At 74.3% G+C, this 2770-nt stretch carries 2 protein-coding genes; one reads left to right on the top strand and one right to left on the bottom strand.

Features of this window, described 5'->3' with window-relative positions; translation table 11 throughout:
* Positions 1 to 2: 2 nt before the first annotated feature.
* On the top strand, positions 3 to 2213 hold the full coding sequence (locus tag LQV45_RS24330) for a primosomal protein N' (protein WP_230009186.1): 2211 nt from the start codon (positions 3 to 5) through the stop codon (positions 2211 to 2213).
* A 250-nt stretch (positions 2214 to 2463) separates the two neighbouring features.
* Here the strand turns inward: LQV45_RS24330 and LQV45_RS24325 are convergent.
* Positions 2464 to 2770, bottom strand: a 307-nt coding sequence (locus LQV45_RS24325) for a glycosyltransferase (protein ID WP_230009185.1), incomplete at its 5' end; no start/stop codon positions are given.

The following is a 2770-nucleotide window of genomic DNA, read 5'->3' as shown; positions in this document are numbered from 1 at the left end:
CCATTCCTGCCGGCGGCGCGCCCGGTGAACCCCAGCAGCTGTCCCTGCTCCAGGGTTTTCCCGCCTCCGCCGCGGAAGCGTCCGGGCCGGCCCTTGCGGCCCACCTGCCGGTGGCGCGGGTGCTGATCGAGTCCTCGCTGCCCCACCTGGACAGGCCTTTCGACTACAGCGTCCCCGCCGCCCTCGACGCCGACGCCATCCCCGGAGTCCGGGTCAAGGTCAAATTCAACGGGCAGGAACTGGCCGGATACCTGCTGGAGCGCACCGCCGGATCCGACGCCGGCCACCCCCTGGTGCCGCTGCACAAGGTGCTCTCCGCCGTCCCGGTCCTGACCCCCGCAGTGGCCGAGCTCGCCGGCCGGATCGCCTCGCGCTACGCCGGAACGGTCAGCGATGTCCTGCGCGTGGCCGTGCCGCCGCGCATGGCCAAGCTCGAAAAGGAATTCGCCCCGGACGGCCGGCTCGATCCCGCGCTGTTCGGCACTGAGACGTTCGGTCTGGCGACCGACGTGTCGCTTCCGTCGCCGGCCGCCGGCAGCATCTGGACCCGGTACCGCAACGGTGCGGCATTCCTCGCCCACCTCGCCGCGGGGGAGTCGCCCCGGGCCGTGCTGACCGCCCTGCAGGGGTACGGGCCCGCCGGCTGGCCGCGGATGATCGCCGAAGCCGTGGCCGCGGTGCGGATCTCCGGCCGCGGCGCCGTCGTCGTGGTGCCCGACTACCGGGACCTTGACCGCGTGGAATCTGCCCTGCTGGAACTGCTTCCCGCCGGCGACGTCGCCCGGCTCACCGCGGACGACGGCCAGACGCCGCGCTACCGCAGCTTCCTGCGCGTGCTCAGCGGCGCCGCCGGGGTCGCCGTGGGCACGCGGTCCGCGGCCTACGCGCCGGTGCCGAACCTCGGGCTCGTCATCTGCTGGGACGACGGCGACGACCTCCACATCGAGCAGCGCTCCCCGTACGCGCACGCCCGCGAAGTCCTCCTGCTCCGGGCGGGCCAGGAGGGGGCCGCGTGCCTGCTCGCCGCCCATTCGCGCAGCACCGAAACGGAGCGGCTGGTCGCCTCCGGCTGGGCCCAGGCCGTGGAAGCGGACCGGGCCGTCGCGCGGCGGACAGTCCCGCGGGTCCTGAACACGGCCGACAGCTACGAACTCGAGCATGACCCGCTCGCCCGGATTGCCCGGCTCCCCGGCGCGGCCTGGCGGGCCGCCAAGGAAGGCCTGGAACGGGGCCCGGTCCTGGTCCAGGTGGCCCGCGCCGGCTACGCCCCCTCGCTGGTGTGCGACACCTGCCGGGAACCGGCCCGCTGCACCGCCTGCAGCGGCCCGCTGGCGATCGCCGGTCCGGGCGGGAGCAGCGCCGTGCCGCAATGCCGCTGGTGCTCGGCCCCGGCCCCGGCCTGGCGCTGCAGCACGTGCAACGGCGCCAGGCTAAGGCGCGGCGCCACGGGAGCCCTCCGCACCGCGGAGGAGCTGGGCCGGGCGTTTCCGGGAAAACCGGTCATCACCTCCTCCGGGGACCAGATCAAGGCCACCGTTGCGGAGACCGCGGCCCTGGTGGTGGCCACCGTCGGTGCCGAACCCGTGGCCTTCGGCGGGTACGCCGCGGCCCTGCTGCTCGACGGCGATTCGCTGCTGCGCCGGGAAAACCTGAGGGCGGGGGAGGACGCGGTCCGGCGCTGGTTCAACGCCGCGGCCCTGGTGCGGCCCGCTTCCGAGGGCGGCCTGGTGGTCATCACCGCCGACGACGCCGCCGGGGTTGGCGCCCTGCTGCGCTGGGATCCCGCCGGGTACGCCAGCCGGGAACTGGCACTGCGGCAGGAGCTGCAGCTGCCGCCCGCCGTGCGGGTCGCCTCCGTCACCGGCGGCAGGACCGCCGTCGGCCATTTCACGGATGCCATCCAGCAGCGGCTGGCGGCGCAGGGAACCGTCCTCCGGACGGCCGGGCCCGCGCCCCTGATCCTGCCAGCGGCCGCCGGGGCCGGCCGCACGCCGCCGCAGGATGCAGTGGCGCGGGATGCTGCGACGCGGGATGCTGTGCCACGGAATGCTGTGCCCCGGGACTCCGGCCAGGAGGTCCGGACCCTGCTGTTCATCCCCTACGCCCAGGCCGCGGTTGCCACGGCCGTCATGCGGGCCGTCAAGGCGGCGGCCGCAGCCAAGCGCAGCGACGACCCGGTGCAACTGCGCCTGGACGGCGTCGACGTCCTGTAGGATCCTCCATTGCGTCTCCGCGGCTCACATGGCCCCACCGGCACGGCGGTCCCTCTATTCAAAGGGCGCGCATGCCGCAACAGGCCCGCAGGCCGGCGGCCATTCGCCGCAGATGGCCGGAATGAGGCTCCGTATTGCGGCCCTCCGCGGCAAATGGGTGGTCGGGGCCCGTGGCGCCGGCGTCATCCCGGCCTCGCTTTGGCTGCGGAGCGGAACGGATCTCCGCGCCGGCCACTTACAGCCGTTCCGGCTATCTCCGGCCGCGGGGCCGGTTCCGGAGCGCGACGGCCTCTTCGGCGACGGCCACGAGCCGCCGCGCCGACTCATCCCAGCTGAAGTCTGCGGCCCGCTCCACTGAACGGCGGGACCGGGCCTTCCACAGGGCGGGGTCCTCGAGCGTGCGCACCGCCTCGGCAAACTCCGCCGGGGAGTCCGGATGCACGTAGCTGACGGCATCGTCACCGACCTCCCGGAAGATCGGGATGTCGCTGGCAATCACCGGCGTGCCGTGGGACATGGCCTCGACGAGCGGCAGTCCGTAGCCCTCGGCCCGGGAC

The organism is Microbacterium sp. Bi128, from assembly GCF_918698205.1.
This window is presented reverse-complemented; position numbering and strand designations above follow the sequence as displayed.